Raw genomic sequence first — 18983 nt, 5'->3', positions numbered from 1 at the left:
TTTTAAACAAATAGAAATAATATTAATCTCAAATCACTATCACAATGAAACGAGTATTATTGACAGTTGCATTATGTGTTGCAGCATCATCTGCCTCTTTTGCACAGAAAAAAGCAGTAAATGAGGCTCTAAGTATCGCTAAGAGCACTAACGCTGATTTCGGAGAAGCCAGAACCTTGATAAAAGGGGCTTTGGAAAATCCGGAAACAAAAAACGACGCTAAAACATGGTTTGTAGCAGGATTTATTGAAGACCAGCAGTTCAATGCTGAAAAAACAAAATTAGTCTTAGGACAACAACCAAATGAAGCTGTTATGTATCAAGCCGTGGGTGCTGTTCTTCCTTATTTCAAAACTGCATACGATTTGGATCAAAAGCCGAATGAAAAAGGAAAGATTAAACCTAAATATTCAAAAGATATCAAGGGAATTTTAGGTACAAATCATGTAGATATGTTTAATGGTGCTGCTTATTATTTTGAACAGAAAGATTATAAGAAAGCATACGATTTATTTAATCAGTACATTGAAGTAGCGGAGCTACCGATGTTTGAAGGGACTCCAACTGCAACAAAGGATTCGACATACATGATGGTTCAGTATTATGCTGCTATTTCTGCAACTCAGTTGGGTGATCCTAAAATAACCATTGCAGCTTTGGAACGAGCTAAAAATTCAGAATACAAACAAAATGACATTTATCAGTATCTTTGCTATGAATATGAACAAGCGCAAGATACTGTCAGTCTTGAAAAGATTCTGGAAGAAGGTATGGTTAAGTTTCCGGAAGAGCCATATTATATAATGAAACTGATAAATACTTATATTTATTCTAACAGAAATAAAGAAGCACTTGAATATTTGCATATAGCTATTCAGAAAGATCCGAACAATGTCAATCTTTACAATGTTTTAGGCCATGTATATGAAAGAGGTTTCAAAGATTATGCGAAAGCAGAAGAAAATTACAAAAAAGCATTTGAGATTGATGCAAACTCGGTAGAAGCTTTATCGAACTTGGGACGTATTTATTTTAACCAAGGTGTTGATAAGCAAAGTGAAGCCAATATGATTAATGATAGTAAAAAGTATCAGGAAGAATTAAATAAAGCAAAAGATTTCTTTAAACAGGCTCTACCATTTTATGAAAAAGCTCATCAGGCTAAACCGGATGAGAAAGAGTATATGATTGCTTTAAGAGGTATCTATTACAATCTGAACATGGGACCAGAATTAGAAGCTATCGAAGCTCAGATGAATGAATAAGTAAATACAAAATCTGATAAAAAAGAGAATGTTCAAAACAGAACATTCTCTTTTTTTATTGTAATCAATAAGATTGTTAGAAATTTTTCAACTTTACTTATTAAACATAATCGTAATTATAAAAAAAGTTTACACGTAACTTATTCGAAACCGTAACCATAGAGTTCTAAAGGTCAAAGCTCATTATGCTTCTTCCGTTTCACGTTCGCTGAACGCAAAAAATACGAACGTTGAACGAAAAAGCATCGAACGTATTTTTTGTGTTTCTCGAACGTTGAACGAAAGGAATATACTATGCTAAATGTCAAACCTAAAGTTTTTTTTATTTAGAAAGGAAACGTTTTCCTATTTCATAACCCTCTTCATATAAAGCTGTCAACTTTTCCTGATTACTTTCGGTACGTCCAACCTCCATTGGCTTTTCCGGACGGATAACGAGCGCGTTTCCTTTTGCTTCAAGTTCGTCGATGTAATTCAACACTTCGTTATAGCGTCGGTAACGCAATTTAAGTTGTTCGCGTATGGCAGGATATTTACGATAAATAAAGCTAGGCAACCAGAAATCCTTTTCTTTTTTCCGGTAACCTTTATTTCGAGTCAGGATAATCACATTTTTGGGATAGCCATCGTCTATTGCCCGTTGAATAGGAATTGCATCGCATACACCGCCGTCCACCATCGGAATACCGTCCACATAAGCTACAGGACAAAGAATCGGCAATGAGCAGGAAGCACAACAAATGTCAACCAAACGTTTCGGATCCTTTTTTTCTTCATAATACTCAGCTTTTCCGGTCAGGCAGTTACTTGTGACCATCACAAAACGCTCAGGTGACTGAAAGTAAGTTTCATAATCAAGCGGCTTATATTTTTCAGGATAAATATAAAACAGAAACTTCATATCGATATAGCCACGTCCACGGAGAAAATGGCGCAAGCCTATATAGTTGTATTCTTTTAATAAATCGATATTACTATAACGCGAACGACCTCTTTGGTGAGAAGCATACGAAATACCGTTGCTTGCCCCGGCAGAAACACCTATCGTATAAGGAAACCAGAGGTTATTATCCATAAAACAATCCAGTACTCCTACTGTAAATATGGCTCTCATGCCTCCACCTTCCAAAACTAAACCTGTATGATTATCTATCTTCATATCGCATAAAAATTTAGCCATTGCCTGGCTCACACCGGACAATGGCCACAAAAATATAATAAATCAGCGATATAAACATAGTCTGTTTATAGAATAACTTCGTTCACTAACGGACGATGTTTGCGGAAATCTTCAATGTTCTGTAAGGTAGTTTCCGCAATATTATATAGAGCCTCTTTTGTGAAAAAAGCTTGATGGGAAGTGACTATCACATTGTTGAAAGAGAGTAGACGAGCCAATACATCATCATCTATTATTTTATCGGACTTGTCTTCATAAAAGTATTCGCCCTCCTCTTCGTAAACATCCAGACCGGCGGCTGATATTTTCTTTTCCTTCAGACCTTCAATCAGGTCGTTGGTATTGATTAATTGGCCGCGACCAGTATTTATTATCATAACACCGTTCTTCATCTTTGCAATGGAATCTTTGTTTATCATGTAACGTGTCTGGTCGGTCAGCGGACAGTGCAGGGACAAGATGTCCGATTGTCTGTATAATTCGTCGAGTGATGTATAAGAAATGCCCTCTTCATTGGCAAACTTCTCGTCCGGATAAAGGTCGTAAGCCAGAATATGCATGCCGAAACCTTTTAGTATCCGGATAAGTATTCTGGCAATCTTGCCGGTACCGATAATACCGATTGTCTTGCCGTGCATATCAAACCCCATCAGGCCATTTAAAGAGAAATTGCCATCACGAGTACGCCAGTAAGCCCGATGTATCTTACGGTTGAGGGAAAGCATCAAAGCTAACGAATACTCGGCCACTGCATAAGGCGAATAAGCCGGAACACGTACTACGGGAAGTTTCCCTTTTGCCGCAACTAAATCTACATTATTGAAACCTGCACAACGAAGTGCCAGAAGTTTAACACCATTGTCCACCATTGCATTGATAACCCGCGCATCGGCATTATCATTTACAAAAATGCAAACAGCATCCGCATCTTGCGTCAGTACTACATTATTAGGATTAAGATGTCCCTTGTAGTAACGGATATCGTAATTGTACTTTTCATTAACCTTGTCAAATGAAGCTATATCATAAGGTTTAGCTCCAAAAAATGCAATTTTGTATGCCATATTATCTGCTTTTATATTTAACAATCAAAGCCAGATAAATGTTGAATGGAAAATTAATTATCAAGGAAATTCTATAATGACTGTAGTCCCCTCCCCTTCTTTTGATTTTATGCTAACTTCAGCCCCGTAAGAATTAAAAATACGCATAGACAAGCTCAAGCCAATACCTCGTCCGGCATACTCTCGAGTGTTACTGGCACGATAAAATGGTTGATATATCCGTTTCAGCTCCTCCTGAGGAATCCCTATTCCCGTATCGGAGATTTCAAGAGTTTTGCCATGTAAATATATCGAAACGGGAGCTTCTCCGGAATATTTACAAGCATTATTCAGGATATTCTCAATTGCAATCTTCAACAAATGCGGGTTAGCCTTGAAGCAAAATGCAAAATTGTCCGTTGTAAAACTTATCCGTCTACTGGTAAACTGCATCAGAAAGTCCGCAAAGAAAACCGTTTCATTGGCATCATTTTGGATAACCTTATCCCCGTGAGAAAGGAAAAGAAGGTTTTTCATCAACTGAATAATACGTTTCGTTTCATAAGAAATACGTCCGAGAGCCGCCTGATACTCTGCAGGGGTACGTTCCTTCAACAAGGTAATTTCACATTCCCCCTGAATAGCAGTCAACGGATTATTCAGTTCGTGAGAAGCATTACTGATAAAAGACTTCTCACTATGGTAAGCCGCATCTATCCTATCGACCATACGAGTGGCATACAAACGACCGACAAAATATATTAAAACGGAGCTTATCAAGAGAAGTCCAAGCAGTAACCAACCGATACGATGTTGTATATCCCCTCCATACTGGTTACTGGAAATCACTAAAACAATGAAATTCCCTTCATTATCCGGATAATAAACCGCCACTCCCAACTTCGTATCCTTACTAAACCGTATGACGTCACCGGCATAAAGTTCTTGTATCTCATTAGAAGAGAGATACTGGGATAAGGTAGCATGGGTTTCTGCCAGACTATCGGCATTCAACAGGATTTCGGAAGAAACAGGTAATGTCTCTTCATAACGTTTTTGGATAAGAGCGTAATCATCGGGACCTACCTCGTCTTTTTCCCAATGCTTTTCAGCCAAGGCATACGCTTTTTCCGTCAGATAAGAATAATACAAACGACTGATATATGTAGTAGCCACTATATAAAATACGGCTGCTACTACAGCAACGATACCAACAGTTATCGCTGTATAAAACAAAGCTATTTTATTCCCTGTCTTCATGCTTCAATCATATAACCGACTCCCACAACCGTACGAATAAGTTTATGATTAAAATCTTTGTCAATCTTCGAACGCAAATAGTTTACATACACATCGACGACATTCGTATTCGTATCGAAATTCTTATCCCATACTTCTTTTAAAAGAGTGCTCCGGCTTAAAGCTGTTCCCCGGTTGCGAATAAGATATTCAAGTAAGCGGTATTCTTTGACTGTCAGGTCAATAACGGTATCTCCACGTACTGCGCGGTGGGAAGATATATCGAGTGTCAGTTCGCCGCAAGTTAAAATCGACGAACCGGAAATTTCTGTTCCTGTACGGCGGAGCAATGCTTTAATACGAGCTTCCAGTTCTTGAAAACTGAAAGGTTTGACTATATAATCATCGGCACCGGCATCCAAACCATTCACGATATCTTCGGTCGTACCCAAAGCTGTCAGCATAATTACAGGCGATTGATAGCCATAGTTTTGTCTGTATTGACGGCAAAGCTGAAGACCATTCATCCGGGGCATAATAATATCGAGTATCAATAACTGAAATTCCTCTTTTTCGGCTAATTCCCAACCGGTCAGGCCGTCATAGGCGACCCGGACATCATGCCCGAACTCCTGTAGCCCCCGCTCGATAAATGAAGCGATATTTATTTCATCTTCAACCAATAAGATTTTTGCCATATCGTTGATGTTATTTCTTGTTGCAAATATACATTATATAAAGAAGTTTACAACCTCCGTTGTAGCAACTTTCCATCTTTATCGTACAACATCCGGCGATAAAAAGCTTCCACCATCAAAGGGAAAACAAAGAGAGTGAAAAATGTTGCCCCTATCAATCCCCCTATGATAACGATGGCCAACGGACGTTGACTTTCCGAACCGATACCATGACTCAGTGCCGCCGGCATCAGGCCGATAGCCGCCATCGACGCAGTCATCAAGACAGAACGCACACGCGATTTCACGCTTTGTTTTACAGCTAAATCCAACGGGGAACGGACTTTCAGGTTACTTTTTATATCTGAAATCATAATTACGCCATTCTGGATACAAATACCAAAAAGGGCAATAAAACCGATACCTGCGGATATTGAAAAATTGAATCTTGTAATAAGTAACGCCAAAATACCTCCGACAGCCGCATAAGGTACGTTCAACAATACTAATCCGGCATCACGCGCATTTCCGAACAAGACAAACAGAATAATAAAAATAATTGCGATACTGACGGGAACTACCTGTGCCAGCCGCTTGGAAGCACGTTGCTGATTCTCAAAATCACCTGTCCATTTTAATGTATATCCTTCCGGTAAATGTACTTGTTTTTGAACTTTCTGTTGAGCTTCGGCAACTGCTGTTCCCATATCCCGTCCACGAACAGAGAACTTTACTGCACAGAAACGGGCGTGATTGTCACGATAGATAATCAACGGACCGGTAATTGTACGGATATCAGCCAATTCTTTAACAGGTATCATGGTTCCATCCCGCGCCGGAACCAATATTTTCCCGATTTCATCTTCACTCCGGCGAAAAGAGGAATCATAACGCACCATAATATTGAATTTACGTTCATCTTCATAAAGTAAAGAAGCGCTTTTTCCGCCGATAGCCATTTCAATAATCGATTGTACATCTTCCTTTGCCACCCCATAACGTGCCAGACGAGCTTCGTTCAGTTCGATACGCAACTCAGGCTGTCCAATGTTCCGAATAACACCTAAATCTTCTATTCCTTCAACTGTTTGTAATACCTTGTAGACTTCTACAGCCTTTTTTTCGGATTCATACAAGTCTTTGCCAAACACCTTGACGGCAATAGACCCTTTTACCCCACTGGCAGCCTCTTCCACATTATCGCTGATAGGCTGGGAAAAATTGAAATCCACCCCCGGATAGCTATCCAACCGCTTTTCCATTTTCTCTATCAATCCAGCTTTCGTCAGTTTGCTCTTCCATTCTTTTTCCGGATAAATATCAACATGAAACTCTATATTATAAAAGCCCGTAGCATCCGTTCCGTCATTTGGACGTCCAGTCTGCGAAAGTACTTGGCGGACTTCCGGATAAGAGGCTAATGTACGACGCATCTGGTTTGCCAATTTCACCGATTCGTCCAAAGAGATACTTTGTGGGAGTGTTGCACGGATGTAAATGGAACCTTCATTCAATTGAGGTAAAAATTCCGTACCCAACAAAGTAAAACACCACAATCCCAAGGCCGCGATTAATGTAGTAATAGTGATTGTCAATCGTTTATGAGCATGACAACGGTCAAACAAGCTTATCGCCAACCGGTTCACCTGATTCAGAAAAGGATTGTGCTTTTCCCGCACATTCTTTTTCAATAACATGGAAGACAATACAGGGACCAACGTTAACGTAAATATCAGTGCACCTAATAAGGCAAATCCCAGTGTATATGCCAACGGGCTAAACATCTTTCCTTCCACTTTCTGGAAAGAAAAAATGGGAACTAATGCAGTTATAATGATTAACTTGGAGAAAAAAACCGCTTTAGCACGATCTTTTGCCGTATGGCGGATAATTCCCATCTTACTCATTACATTGAATGCCGGCATACCAACTTCCCTTGCCTTTTTATCCAAAGCGACGAATAAGCCTTCCACCATCACCACTGCCCCGTCGATAATGATTCCAAAGTCTATCGCTCCCATCGAAAGCAAATTGGCACTCATTCCCATTGCCCTCAAGCAAATAAAGGCAAAGAGCAGCGCCAACGGAATTATAATGGACACAATTACCGTTGTACGCCAATCTGCCATAAAAATCAACACAATGAAAGTGACAAGTAAAATACCTTCTATTAAATTATGAGTAACCGTATGTACGGCTAAGTTTATCAAATCTTCCCGATCATAAAAAGGAATAATCTCCACATCCTCAGGAAGTGAATTCTGTTGAATATCCGCAATTTTACTTTTTAAGGCAGCAATCACTTCACTGGGGTTTTCCCCTTTACGCATGACAATAATACCCTGCACGACATCGTCTTCTTCCATGCGTCCTACCTGTCCCAGACGCGGTAGGCTGGATTCATGAACATCCGCCAGGTTCCGCACCAAAATAGGCGTACCATTAATATTCTTTACTACGATATTTTCTATTTCCTTTACATCATTAATCAAACCAATCCCTCGAACTACATAAGCTTGCGAACTTTTAGTAATCACATCTCCACCAACATTAATATTACTCTTGGCTATGGCATCATACAATTCGAGCGTGGTCACTCCATAATTTATCAATTGATTCGGATTAACACTAACCTCAAATGTTTTCACTTCCCCTCCGAAACTAACAATATCCGCAACACCGGGAACAGCCCGGAGTTTACGTTCAATTACCCAATCCTGAAAAGTTTTCAGCTCCCGGACGGAACGCTTATCACTGCGCAGTGTATAACGGAATATCTCACCCGTCGGTCCGTACAAAGGCTGTACCTCCGGTGTTACCCCTTCCGGCAAATCCGCATCGTTCAACATATTATAGACTTGCTGACGGGCATAGAAGTCATCCACATCATCATCGAACATTACATTGATGACGGAAAGCCCGAATAGTGTCGTACTACGTATATCTGTTTTCTTTTGCACCGGGTTCATTGCGATTTCGATAGGAATGGTGATAAATTTCTCTATCTCCTCTGCGCTTCGTCCCGGCCATTGAGTGATAATCGTCACTTTAGTATTTGTCACATCCGGAAAAGCATCTACCGGCGTATGCATAAAACTGACTGCCCCGGCAATGACAGCAAGGGTTGTCAAGAAAAAAATGAAGAATTTGTTCCGAAGGGAGAATGTTATGATGCTATCTATAAATGTATGCATAAATATAGTCTGTTTAATCCGGTTCTTTCATATCTGCTATAAGAACCTTCCGTTAAGTCATTAATTCCACAAAAGCATTTATTTCAGTGCATTATAAACCAGAAGAGCATTCTTATCGACCACCCTGTCACCGGCTTTCAAACCGGACATCAGGTAGCAATACTTTTCCGTCTGCTTATACACTTTTACTTCCTGCATACAGAGATTGTTCTCTTTATCTATACAGACAACATATTGTTTTCCATCTTCAAAAATAACGGCATGCGCATTCATGCAGGGCATTACCTGTCCATCCACCCTACATTGAACATAAACATTAGTAAACATTCCCGGTTTAAGCATATACTCTTTGTTATTTAATTTGACACGCACTTTCATTGTTTTACTCTCATCGTCCAGCATATTATAGACTTTGTCTATACTACCGGTAAATTCCGTAGCATTGCCATAGGCTAAAGTCGTAATCCGGACATCCGCTCCTTCTTTCACTTTACTGATATCCCCTTCATATACATCGGCCATTACCCAAACATTATCCAATCCCGAAATGGTAAACATTTCTTCATCCCGGTCCGAACGTATCAACATGTTCTTACTGATATTCTTATTCGCTACAAAACCGGAAACCGGAGACGTGATATTATAGGTGGAATTATCGGTTATATGATAAATAGAATACACTTCATCCAACCGTTTCTGCTCGGCCTTGGCAGCCGCTACTTCCTGTTCGGCCTGAAGCAAATCACGTTCGGATGCCATACCACTCCGGAACATGTCGCGTGTGGCATCCAGATTACGGTTTGCCAACAACAACTGTTGTCCGGCTTCCTTTTGCTGTTTCTCATAATCGGCCACTTCGCTACTGCGAATAACAGCCAAGACATCTCCTTTCTTTACATAATCGCCGGCTTCGACGTTCACTTCAGTAACTGTCCCTCCGAATATAGGGTAGACATGTGCCACATGCTCGGCATCGAATGTCACACGACCGTTCAGCAATAATTCATCATTCATTACGGTATTCCGTACCGTATCGACTGATATGACATTCAATAAGCTATCTGTCAGTACAAGTTGTTTCGTATCCTCTTCATTTTGCACAGCCTGTTTTCCACAAGCCCCAAGCAGAGGAAGCAATAAGGCGAATACCCATAGATTTTTCTTCTTCATATTTCTTTTCTTTCTATTTTATCAATATTGGAAGACCTCACTTCCTACTGCCGTATTTACATCTTCCAATGCCAACAGCAGACTCTTCCGTGTCTCGTATAATTGCAAACAGGTTTCCTTATAGGTCTGATAGTAGTCTATAAATTCCAGTAAACTAATATTGCGTTTCCGGAAATTATCGTTTACTCCTTCTATGATTGTTTCGAAATCCCGCTCCAGTTCATAGTTGGAAGAATGGTATAAATCCAAAGCTTTCTTCAAACGTGAATAGTTGGCAAACAATTCGTTCTCTGCCTGCCGACGCGCATATTGTTCCCGATTATTGTTTTGTAAAACCGATAACCGGGCCGCTTTTATATTTCCCTGATTACGATTAAATACCGGAACTGATACACTCAATCCGACAGCAAAATAATTATTACAGAAATTACCGGCCCTATCATATATACCTTTGATGCTTACTTCCGGAAAAGCAAGTGATTTTTGTAGCTTAACATTCGCTTGGGAAGCACGGATTGAAGTTTCAGCCATTTTGATATCCGGACGTTCCGACATCCGGTTGTTCAATTCGACAAAAGAAACTGTATCGATATCAATACTATTCAGCACAGATTCATCGAATACAGGTTCAAACGCATCGCCACTCTGTAGTCCAAGCAGCAAACTCATTTCTCCTTGTAAGCTTATCAACTGATTACCGACCTCGTTTTTCTCCTGTTGGAGAGACAATAGCAAGGCTTGTATACGTGATTTCTCCAACAAAGAGATATTACCTTTCTCACTTTGTTGTTTATAGACTTCCAGCAATTTTTCCAGATAATCAATTTCACGGTTATAGACCGTAAGGCTTCTCCGGGTGTAATATAAATCAATGAATTTTGTTTTTAATTCGTTCCGTAGTGTACGTAACACTTCTTCGAACTGATAAACAGCCATTTCTTTATTTATCTTTTCCAGTCGAACGCGCTTGTTCCTTTGTCCGGCTATATAAATTAACTGTTCGATTTCAACGCCAGCTTCTCCGTCACGTCCTACATCAAAATACTTTCCATTCAAACGGTTGTAAACATTTTGCTCAAGCGATATAACCGGATTTTCAAATAAACGAGCCTGTATGACTTCGGCTTCGGCAATATCAATATTATATCGTTCGGCAATCAGGTTCAGGTTGTTTTCTGAAAAACGATGGATTGCATCCTGAAGGGATAGTTTAACAACCGATTGTTGTGCCGCAACGGTGAATAGATGAAAGATAAATAGTAGAATAAAAACACCTTTCTTCATTTGCTTTTTCCTTTTTACCGGCAAATGTACAAGGTGCACTTTTTCTAACCTTCCGTATCCGATTAGAAAACTCTTAGATGAAATTAAAATTTAATTAGAATTCTTCCTTTCTATCCTTATCATAAGGGGAGGAAGAGGCTGAAGGTATTCTATTTCAAGGTATGGTATTTTAGGATAAATCAAATCCAGCCAACGTAAGTCCGAAGCCGAAGGAACCTCTTCTACCCGTACACGTGTTACCCCCTTTTTTTTGAAATCAAGTATTTCTGCGGCACTGGCTGAAACATCGATAATACGCCCTTTCCTGAAAGGACCGCGGTCTGTGACACAGACAATCACGGATTTCATATTAGATAAGTTTGTCACGCGAAGGAAAGTACCGAAAGGATAAGTACGATGAGCCGCGACTAATTCATTCCGGTCGTGTACACGTCCGCTGGAAGATTTTCTGCCATGAAAACGTTCATGATAATATGAAGCAAGCCCTTCCTCCTGGCTCCATATCTTCCCCATGCCTTGAAAAGCAATGAGCAGGGAAACGATATGTATCAGACGGAAGGGCATGTACGCTATATTTTTAAACCTTCAAATATAACTATTTTATAAATTACTGCAATAGCTTTCCCTCATATTCTCCGGTAAGAGTGTTCAGGAACAGTACAATCTTTGCTGTTTCATCATCAGATATATTTTTTCCAATCTGGAACTGGTGCATGATGCGGATTGCGTCTTCTACAGAAGTAATCGAACCGTCATGCATATACGGAGGAGTAATCATTACATTACGCAAGGTCGGAGTTTTAAACTTATGCCGGTCCTGTTCGTTTTTTGTTACGGCAAAACGTCCGTTATCACCATCTGTCAGGCCGGTTCCCCGATAATCGAAGTAGCTTTTCTTGATGCCCATGTATTCATAGGACTGTCCGCCCATGTTCACACCGGTATGGCAGGTTGCACATTTATTATCTTTAAATAAACGGTATCCCTCCAGTTCTTCGGCCGTAAGCGCATTCTTATCCCCCATCAGATATTTATCGAAACGGGACGGAGTAAGCAAAGTCTTTTCAAATTCAGCAATTGCATCCGTGATAGTAGACTGATTGAAACCTTCCGGGTAAACTTTAAGGAAGCGTTCGCTTAAATCTTTGTCTTCCGCCAATTTCGCCGAAATTTCATCGAATGAAAGGCTACCCATTTCAACCGGATTCAATGGAGGGCCGGCAGCTTGTTCCTTTAAGTCTGCTGCACGTCCGTCCCAAAACTGTACAATGTTCAGAGCGGCATTATAGACAGTCGGAGCATTCACACCTCCGAACTGGCCATTTATACCTTCGGAATATTGCTTGCGGTCCACACCTCCGGTATTCAAGCCGTGGCAAGTAGCACAAGCTATTGTATTATCGCCTGATAAGCGTGTATCGTGATATAGCTCAAAGCCGAGAGCTACCTTAGCTGAATCTGTCGGCAAGAAAGCCATCAAAGGTTGAACTGGCTCGTTGGCAAATTCGTCGGAAACGGTCGGAGTTGTAAAGTTCTTTTTGCGGACATCTTTAGCCCAAGCTATGATAACCGCTTTTTCGTCGCTGTTCAGGTTGGTTCCCCAATGCATGCCGGAATATTTGATGGGAGGCATACTACCACTCAATGCTGTATTTTCAACTTTAGCTAAATCAACTTCAGAGACCGGCTTGCCATTGTCGAGCGCGTTTACCATATCTGTCAAGTCCAAATAGCGGGTTCCTTCTTTCATATCGGCTTGTACAACCGGTCCGATAAGGGGCAGTTTACCATAGAATGGAACTTTGGCCGTAGCCGAATGACATTCCAAACATCCGTTTTTGCGAATGATGGAAGCTACTTGTTTCGCCTGATTATCTGCATACTGCTTATATTCCGAGGAGGAACAGGAAGGCAGAAGCAATGCCAATACAAGCAATCCGAAAGGCATACAAGCCTTCTTACAATGAATAGTGTTAAGCATAAATATTGGTTTATTTAGATTTGTTAGGCACAAATTTAGATTGTTTTATCCATGATTATTCAAATAGCAGATAGGTTTTATCTATTGAAATATAAGCCTTATCTATATAATAGCGGTATTCCGGCTTTCTCCCTTGGCGGAAGTGATTGCAAAACCCTGTAAAGACGTAGACAAAAAATCCCGGTAATCGATTCATACGATTATCAAAATGTCACTACAATAGCGGGTAAAAGAGATTAATATGGCGGGTAAAATGAATTACCCGCACATGTAACTCTTTTTAACGTATCGATGTGACAGTGAAACGCATAAATGAAGAACAGAGTGTCAATCGCTTTTTAGTCGATGTTCAATTTTAAGATTGTTACCGAGTTGGGAGGAAAACTGTAGATAATAGTGCCACCCATAGAGAAAGAGATTTGTTTTACTTCAGGCACAATTGTTTCCGGATTAAGGAACGTATTACAAGCATCAGGCGCCCCGGTCAATTGTGTCACCTCTGCTGTATTTTTAATTTCTATGCCGTTTATGTGTAATTCTGTTTTCTCTTCATGCTGGGTAGTATTTACCACTTTCAAGATAATACAGGATTTACTCTTATCTAATGTAGCAACCGATACTAGAGAAGGAAGCGGTGAAAGAGAAACTTCATGTATCAACGTATCATTTATATAACAGCGAAACTGGTCATTCCGACATTCCATCTTTATACGATACCATCGGTTGCTCTGGAACGGATAGACAACCGGCGTACGAAGCGTATCCCTTACCCCACCCGATTGCCGGTAAAATTCACAAATACCAGAACCAATAGTCATGCCTACATAATCGCTTTGCTCGCCACTTAAACCGTTGTCGCGTACCCGGAATTGTATCTGTCCGCTTCCTTTCGTACGTTTTATATCAGCAGAAAATGTATAATCGTGTGTCTCCGGATTACCGGCCAGAATATAATTCCAACGATTGGCATCTGGTATTAACATTCCGTTGTTCACTTTCCATCCTCCGGTCATTATCGTAGCATCCGCAATCGGTACGTCATCTATCTTTGCTTCTTTTATTTCATAACTGTTGTCGAACATTTCAATACCCGGCCTACCAAAAGTAACCTGAGGACGCAGATAAGTATCCACCGTAGTTTTCAATACCTCTTCACCACGGTTGTCCGCAAACATTTTTAATAAATAATAAGAAGGAGTTCCTACCGCTTTTCCATTATTAAAAAGAATAGCCGGATAACGCTGAAAAGGATAATTCGTATTTCCCAGTATTGGCGAATACGCCAACCGTTTCACCATATCCTGACTATTTTCGGCTCCAACCAGAAAACAAGCTTCCCCGATAGCTGCCCGCAAAGATCCCTGCGTTCCGGCATCAGTCTGTTTGAATTCTCCAATAAAAACAGGAGAAGAACGCCGTATATAGCGTGAAGCTCCATATCGGTCGTAATTACTTATCAAGAAAGGTTCGTTTGCGTAAAAATGCGCATCAGACCATTCATTCCGCATCTTTCCCTGAACGACGGAACTGCTTATTACGGTTATATCCGGATAGGTTTCATTTATTGCTTTTTTAAACAGATTAAAACGTTTTGTATATTCCGGTCCGTAGTTCTCGCTACCGATTTCCACATATTTCAAATGAAACGGCTCTGCGTGTCCATGCGCTGCACGCATGGCTCCCAATGTCGAATCGGCCGGTGCATTGGCATATGCAATTGCATCCAAAGCATCCTGTACAAGCTTATCCATCGTCGTTATATCTTCATAGCGCGGACGACGGTTTTGATTAGTAACCCCACTGTTTATAACATAGATAGGCTCTGCCCCCAAATCTTCACACATCTGCAAATATTCGTGGTAGCCAACTCCATTGGTCGTACCATAAGCATATATATTCCAAAAATATTTACGGGTGGAAATATCCCCGACAGTTTCTTTCCAGACCGGATACGTTCCTGCGGTATATCCTTCCACAAAACTACCACCCGGAAAACGGATGAATTGCGGATTCAGAGCGGCAATCATTTCCATTAAATCCGGACGTAAACCGTTCGGGCGTCCTTTCCATGTGTTTTGCGGAAACAGAGAAACGACATCCAGCCAGAAAACAGTCGAACTATCAGAAGTTATGGTCAATATCGCCTTATCCGTACTGGCAGTGGCAGTAAAAGTATGTTGGTATTTTTTCCATTCATAGCCGGGAGCTATACGGAAAACATCACTGAGAGTTGTCGCGCCGGTCGAGTCGGATAAAGCAATACTTATCGTTTTCGGAACCATTGAAACGCCTTTCATAAAAAGAGATAAATCATATTTTTCACCTTCCCTGACAGGAATACCGCCATATCCTTCGGCAGCCACCCCACCCCGTCCGGTTTCTGCTGTTGCGGATACAGAAACGAGGAGGGAACGGCGGTTCTTATCATTAATCAACTCTTTAGTATCCGGATACATATAAGAACCGGGAGATAACCTACGCCATCCCGAAACACTATCTGCTGGAATAAAAGGAATTGTCCAACCGTTTGGAGTAGTCAATACTTTACGGACAGGATCATACGGACAGTTCGCAGGGGGGACGCCATCCTCAAAACTACGGTTTTGTATTAATTCCGCATATAAACCACCATCGACAGCATGATTGATTTCCTCAATTGTCAAACCGTATAATTCTTTATTGACAGGAAAAGTCAGGCCATCAGCCTCAATCGATATCACAGATGTAACGGGCATTTCCGGATGACATCCGGAAAATAGCAATACAGAAAATATATATGTAACAATCCTATTCTTCCACATACTCATGACTAAACTTCAGCCTCATGTTTAATTCCATCGTGCAAACTTAAATAATAATTTTCAGATAAAGAGACTTTCATGATTGTCACTTTTTTCAAAAATGTTTCACAAAAACGTAGTCGAAATCAATATATTTATATATTTTTGTAGAATGAGAAACAAACTGTAACATTTATAGATATGGATAAATCTATTCTGTTGGTTGATGATAAGTATGAAATTGCTCGGATTATCATGCTATATTTATCAGGCTATAAAGTTATATATTATGAAAATCCAACAAAAGCTATTAATTGGTTGCAGGAAGGGAACATTCCCGATGTAATCATTTCGGACTTGAACATGCCTGAAATGAACGGTGAAGATTTTGTCGAATATTTAAAATCCAACGACAAATATTGTAATATTCCCATTCTCATCATGACTAGCATTGAGAGCGACAGTACAAGAAAACGACTTTTTGAAAAAGGAGCTAATGATTTTATTTTAAAGCCTTTCAATCCTGAGGAATTAAAAACTCGAATTAAGGTTTTACTCTAATATAATTTATTTTAAAAAAAGAAGGCGATTATGTCAATAGATTTCAATACATTTGCATCATTGATAGTAGTTGAATATCAATAAAAGTTCTACATCTAATGGAAAATTTAGCATCACAATATAAAGTTCTGGTAGTAGACGATGTGCCTACCAACGTCATGCTTGTACAAGCTATCTTAAAAAAAGAAGGGTATACATTGCTCACTACAGACAGTGGAGCAAAAGCTTTACGTATCGCACAGGAAAAGCATCCTAACCTGATATTACTTGATATCATGATGCCGGAAATGGACGGATATGAAGTCTTGCAACATCTTAAAAGCAATCCGGAAACGAATGATATTCCAGTTATTATGTCGGCATTAAGCGACATGCAAAGCATCGTCAAAGGTTATCAGTTGGGAGCAACAGAATATGTCACCAAGCCTTTCCAACGGGAAGAGCTGGTAAAGCGAGTAGCCCATCGTTACGAATTATTCAGTATTAAACGTATCAAGCAAGAGCTCGAAAATACTATAGAATCGCGCGATACACTTTATTCGGTCATTGCTCACGATCTGCGTTCGCCTTTAGGTTCATTGAAAATGATGAATAATGCTATCTTGATGATGGTGGACAAAAAACAGGTTAGTGAAGAAGTATATGAAATGCTTCAGATGATGAACAAAACTTCTGAGGAAATTTTCCAGTTACTTGACAACTTGTTGAAATGGGCGAAAAATCGATTGAATAAGCAGAATATTTACAGGCAGGAGGCTGATATTAACAGTATTGTAAGCAGTACGGCTCAAATATTTATCCCGATGGCCACTCAAAAAGATATCAGCATATCCACAGAAGGTATGGAAGAAGAATTAATGGGTTCTGTAGATATTGACATGCTGAAAACAATTGTTCGTAACCTTGTTTCGAATGCTGTTAAATTCAGTTACCCTAAAGGTTCTATAGTTGTTTCTACCAAAACAGAAGGCGATTATGTCGTAGTAGGTGTAAAAGACTCAGGTAAGGGGATAAAGAAAGAAGACCAGAATAAACTGCTTAAACAAAATACGCACTTTACTTCTTACGGTACAAACAACGAAAAAGGTTCCGGTTTGGGCTTAATGCTTTGTAAAGATTTTGTCGAACAGCACGGAGGAAAGCTATGGTTCGAATCCGAAGAGGGAAAAGGTACTACGTTCTTCTTTTCAATCAAAATAAACAAATAGAGAATTACATTTTATAAATAAAATCACAAAAATATCCCCTGGTACTATGACTTGTATCAGGGGATATTTTATAACTATACTTATCGATTCCTACTGTTTACTGCAAACGACGTAATCCCACAGCCTTATTATATTGTGCAAGAGATGCCTTCTGTTGATACCAAGTTTGTATCAAACTGCTATAGGATTGTATCCAAGAAAGTTGAGCGGAAAGAACATCCAAAATAGGTAATTTACCTTCATTATAACTGAAAGTGTTCAAATCCAGATTTTCTTCTGCAATCTTGCAAGCCTCTTCCGCCACAGAAATCTGTTTGGTATTTTCTGTCAGACTGGTCCATGCGTTAGCAACCTCTTGGGAAATCTGGTCACGAGTATTATCCATTGCGTATTCTTTACTACGTAACAGGGCTTTCTGCGAGTTAACCTCTTTAAAACGTGCCCCCCAATGAAACAGCGGAATTTTTAAAGAAGCAAAAACTGCTGGTGTCCAAAGGTTATCCGAACCTTTAACATTTAGCATAGGCGTACCCCAAGTACCCTGAAAACCTACAGCCAAAGATGGATTATATTTGGCTTTGGATAAATTAATTTGCCTTTGCTGATATTCGATATTCAATTTTGAAATCATAAAATCAGGACGATTCTGTAAAGCTGCTTCTTCTCCCACTTCCATCGGTAATGGTTGAGCCATTGTGATAGAATCGGCAATCTCGACCGGTGTCATTGGAGGAACTCCCATCAGAACATTCAAATTTTGCAAAGCTATTTGATAGTCTTTATAAGCAGAGCTTTTATTTAATTCAGCTTCTTTCAAACGGGATTGTACCTGAAGCAAATCAGTCTTACTAATTTGACCGTCATTAAAACGGATAGTCAAAACGTTAGCTAATTCCTGAACAATATCCACATATTGACACATAACATCATACATACCTTTGCGAGCCGCAGCCGACCAATAGTTTAAATCCGCAGCGCAGATGATATTGTCCGTTGTTAATTCTTCGGCCTGACCGGCAATTTGTCCTTGTATCTGAGCTGCTTTGTAATTGTTATAAATCTGTCCGCCGGCATATATAGGTTGACTCACTGTTGCTCCCAAACTGTAAGTGTTGTGATCCATCTCGATACTACCGGGAACACCCTCTCCCATCGACAGTTCGTAATTATTAATACGATACTGGTAATTACCGGAAAAATCAACAGCCGGAAAGAATGCTGTCTTTGCTGCTTTAACAGCTTGCTGCATAGCAATACGTTCTTCGGAGCTTTGTTTAATCTGACGGCTATATTCAAGCACTTTTTGCTTATAGTCGCCTACCGTAACAGGTTTTTCCTGTGCTTCAACAAAAGAAAAAACTGCTAACAGCATGCAACTTATTATTATCTTACTTTTCATAT

Annotated in this window: 14 protein-coding genes; 3 read left to right on the top strand and 11 right to left on the bottom strand. The window is 40.0% G+C overall.

Annotated elements, in window-relative coordinates; translation table 11 throughout:
* The first annotated feature begins 44 nt into the window (after positions 1–44).
* Complete coding sequence (locus DW103_RS01245; RefSeq protein WP_122273843.1) at positions 45–1265, top strand: tetratricopeptide repeat protein; 1221 nt, start codon at positions 45–47, stop codon at positions 1263–1265.
* 322 nt (positions 1266–1587) lie between these two features.
* Here the strand turns inward: DW103_RS01245 and DW103_RS01240 are convergent, their stop codons facing one another.
* The 10 genes from DW103_RS01240 to DW103_RS01195 all read right to left on the bottom strand — a co-directional run bounded on the left by DW103_RS01240 (position 1588) and on the right by DW103_RS01195 (position 15834).
* Entirely contained in the window at positions 1588–2424 is an 837-nt protein-coding gene (locus tag DW103_RS01240; RefSeq protein WP_122273958.1) for a patatin family protein, read from the bottom strand.
* A gap of 86 nt (positions 2425–2510) precedes the next feature.
* Positions 2511–3509, bottom strand: coding sequence for a 2-hydroxyacid dehydrogenase (locus DW103_RS01235; protein ID WP_122273842.1), 999 nt, complete (start codon positions 3507–3509; stop codon positions 2511–2513).
* A 60-nt stretch (positions 3510–3569) separates the two neighbouring features.
* Positions 3570–4748: a HAMP domain-containing sensor histidine kinase gene (locus DW103_RS01230; protein ID WP_122273841.1), complete on the bottom strand. Its 1179-nt coding sequence runs from the start codon at positions 4746–4748 to the stop codon at positions 3570–3572.
* Positions 4745–5425 carry a response regulator transcription factor gene (locus DW103_RS01225; protein WP_122273840.1) on the bottom strand — a complete coding sequence of 227 codons (681 nt, stop codon included), beginning with the start codon at positions 5423–5425 and terminating at the stop codon, positions 4745–4747. Before DW103_RS01225 ends, DW103_RS01230 begins: the two co-directional genes overlap by 4 nt.
* A 47-nt stretch (positions 5426–5472) precedes the next feature.
* The gene (locus DW103_RS01220) at positions 5473–8598 is read right to left on the bottom strand and encodes an efflux RND transporter permease subunit (protein ID WP_122273839.1); all 3126 of its coding nucleotides are present in this window, start codon (positions 8596–8598) and stop codon (positions 5473–5475) included.
* Positions 8599–8676: 78 nt separating this feature from the next.
* Positions 8677–9768: an efflux RND transporter periplasmic adaptor subunit gene (locus tag DW103_RS01215; protein WP_122273838.1), complete on the bottom strand. Its 1092-nt coding sequence runs from the start codon at positions 9766–9768 to the stop codon at positions 8677–8679.
* Positions 9769–9789: 21 nt separating this feature from the next.
* Positions 9790–11052 (bottom strand): TolC family protein, encoded by a 1263-nt coding sequence (locus DW103_RS01210; RefSeq protein ID WP_122273837.1) that lies wholly within the window; start codon positions 11050–11052, stop codon positions 9790–9792.
* A gap of 90 nt (positions 11053–11142) precedes the next feature.
* Positions 11143–11616 (bottom strand): septal ring lytic transglycosylase RlpA family protein, encoded by a 474-nt coding sequence (locus DW103_RS01205; RefSeq protein ID WP_122273836.1) that lies wholly within the window; start codon positions 11614–11616, stop codon positions 11143–11145.
* Between the two features lie 43 nt (positions 11617–11659).
* The gene (locus DW103_RS01200) at positions 11660–13033 is read right to left on the bottom strand and encodes a cytochrome c peroxidase (protein ID WP_122273835.1); all 1374 of its coding nucleotides are present in this window, start codon (positions 13031–13033) and stop codon (positions 11660–11662) included.
* Between the two features lie 338 nt (positions 13034–13371).
* Positions 13372–15834, bottom strand: a complete 2463-nt coding sequence (locus DW103_RS01195; RefSeq protein WP_233545578.1) for an alpha-L-arabinofuranosidase C-terminal domain-containing protein — start codon at positions 15832–15834, stop codon at positions 13372–13374.
* 180 nt (positions 15835–16014) lie between these two features.
* On the opposite strand from DW103_RS01195, the gene DW103_RS01190 reads away from it, so the two are divergent.
* A complete protein-coding gene (locus DW103_RS01190; RefSeq protein WP_122273833.1) occupies positions 16015–16374 on the top strand; it encodes a PleD family two-component system response regulator in 360 nt (119 codons plus the stop codon).
* 98 nt (positions 16375–16472) lie between these two features.
* Positions 16473–17582: a hybrid sensor histidine kinase/response regulator gene (locus tag DW103_RS01185; protein WP_122273832.1), complete on the top strand. Its 1110-nt coding sequence runs from the start codon at positions 16473–16475 to the stop codon at positions 17580–17582.
* Between the two features lie 97 nt (positions 17583–17679).
* Here the strand turns inward: DW103_RS01185 and DW103_RS01180 are convergent, their stop codons facing one another.
* Positions 17680–18981: a TolC family protein gene (locus tag DW103_RS01180; protein ID WP_122273831.1), complete on the bottom strand. Its 1302-nt coding sequence runs from the start codon at positions 18979–18981 to the stop codon at positions 17680–17682.
* Positions 18982–18983 lie beyond the last annotated feature (2 nt).

It is taken from the genome of Parabacteroides sp. AM08-6 (assembly GCF_003473295.1).
In the GTDB taxonomy this organism is placed as follows: domain Bacteria; phylum Bacteroidota; class Bacteroidia; order Bacteroidales; family Tannerellaceae; genus Parabacteroides.
This window is presented reverse-complemented; position numbering and strand designations above follow the sequence as displayed.

Coding starts and splice junctions, on each gene's coding strand:
- DW103_RS01185 (WP_122273832.1), top strand. CDS start 16,473: ATGGAAAATTTAGCATCACAATATAAAGTTCTGGTAGTAGACGATGTG.
- DW103_RS01230 (WP_122273841.1), bottom strand. CDS start 4,748: ATGAAGACAGGGAATAAAATAGCTTTGTTTTATACAGCGATAACTGTT.
- DW103_RS01210 (WP_122273837.1), bottom strand. CDS start 11,052: ATGAAGAAAGGTGTTTTTATTCTACTATTTATCTTTCATCTATTCACC.
- DW103_RS01205 (WP_122273836.1), bottom strand. CDS start 11,616: ATGCCCTTCCGTCTGATACATATCGTTTCCCTGCTCATTGCTTTTCAA.
- DW103_RS01235 (WP_122273842.1), bottom strand. CDS start 3,509: ATGGCATACAAAATTGCATTTTTTGGAGCTAAACCTTATGATATAGCT.
- DW103_RS01215 (WP_122273838.1), bottom strand. CDS start 9,768: ATGAAGAAGAAAAATCTATGGGTATTCGCCTTATTGCTTCCTCTGCTT.
- DW103_RS01180 (WP_122273831.1), bottom strand. CDS start 18,981: ATGAAAAGTAAGATAATAATAAGTTGCATGCTGTTAGCAGTTTTTTCT.
- DW103_RS01190 (WP_122273833.1), top strand. CDS start 16,015: ATGGATAAATCTATTCTGTTGGTTGATGATAAGTATGAAATTGCTCGG.
- DW103_RS01240 (WP_122273958.1), bottom strand. CDS start 2,424: ATGAAGATAGATAATCATACAGGTTTAGTTTTGGAAGGTGGAGGCATG.
- DW103_RS01220 (WP_122273839.1), bottom strand. CDS start 8,598: ATGCATACATTTATAGATAGCATCATAACATTCTCCCTTCGGAACAAA.
- DW103_RS01225 (WP_122273840.1), bottom strand. CDS start 5,425: ATGGCAAAAATCTTATTGGTTGAAGATGAAATAAATATCGCTTCATTT.
- DW103_RS01200 (WP_122273835.1), bottom strand. CDS start 13,033: ATGCTTAACACTATTCATTGTAAGAAGGCTTGTATGCCTTTCGGATTG.
- DW103_RS01245 (WP_122273843.1), top strand. CDS start 45: ATGAAACGAGTATTATTGACAGTTGCATTATGTGTTGCAGCATCATCT.
- DW103_RS01195 (WP_233545578.1), bottom strand. CDS start 15,834: ATGTGGAAGAATAGGATTGTTACATATATATTTTCTGTATTGCTATTT.